At 49.4% G+C, this 506-nt stretch carries 1 protein-coding gene; it reads right to left on the bottom strand.

The window, feature by feature from the left end:
* A partial coding sequence (locus WH277_RS02240) for a hypothetical protein (protein WP_339504164.1) occupies positions 1 to 506 on the bottom strand: 506 nt, incomplete at both ends.

Genomic DNA, 506 nt, shown 5'->3' with positions numbered 1-506 from the left:
GCTTAGCGGCAGGCGCTTTTTTGCTGCGGCCTGCAGCTGGCGTTTGGTCATTTTTATCATCATGCTTCTTAGTGTCATCATTCAAACCTATTTGCTCTTTAACTGCTTCGAGCCTGGCTTTCGATTCTGGTGTGCTTTGATAGCTATCATAAACGACCATATTAAATAGCTGTGTATTTGTTTCGCTTATCTCGTTGAGTGTTGCTTTTAAGATATGTGCCCCTCCGCCCGTTTTAGCGCTTTCTGGCGCGGTTCCGGCGGTGGGTGCCGCCTTATCAGGCGAGGGTTTTGGTTTTTGATGTTCAGCAGCTCCGAAATACATCGCCTCTTCTTCTTTTGTCAGCTTCACCTGATACAGCATATCGAAACGCTCTTGTCTCTCTGGGTTCCCTGAGCGGCCTCTGTGTATCGTCGGTGCGCGGTCTATGGCTATGGCTTGAGCCTGCTGCTCAATCGTGGGGTTTTCGATAGCATCAAGCTCTGCTTTTTGGTCAGCTAGGGAGCTG

Origin of the sequence: Erwinia sp. MYb416, from assembly GCF_037479575.1 — a bacterium.
Lineage (GTDB): Bacteria > Pseudomonadota > Gammaproteobacteria > Enterobacterales > Enterobacteriaceae > Erwinia > Erwinia rhapontici.
The sequence above is the reverse complement of the archived record's forward strand: the minus strand, read 5'-3'. Positions and strand labels throughout refer to the sequence as shown.